General features: G+C 50.2%; 1 protein-coding gene. It reads right to left on the bottom strand.

Annotation, left to right across the window (positions count from 1 at the left end; genetic code table 11):
• On the bottom strand, positions 1–225 hold a 225-nt coding region (locus M9196_RS23425), incomplete at both ends, for a cadherin-like domain-containing protein (protein WP_250619904.1).

The raw sequence follows: 225 nt of genomic DNA, 5'->3' as shown, positions 1-225 counted from the left end.
CCAACCAGTGACACGTCACCTTCGATGTCGGAGGCATTGGCGAGGACTTGAGATTCATTGAATGTCAGTACACTGTCTTCATCAATGGTATAGGATGTAGGCCCCGCGACTGGCGGATCATTCACTTCAATGACCGTCAATCCAGCGTTGGTTTCAGCGGTAGCGCCTTCTTCATCCGTAATCACTACGTCAAAGCTGACCTCACCAGAGAAGTTCTCATTTGGC

Origin of the sequence: Vibrio methylphosphonaticus (assembly GCF_023634655.1) — a bacterium.
Lineage (GTDB): Bacteria > Pseudomonadota > Gammaproteobacteria > Enterobacterales > Vibrionaceae > Vibrio > Vibrio methylphosphonaticus.
Note: the sequence above shows the minus strand (reverse complement) of the source record. Positions and strands in the feature narration are given on the sequence as shown.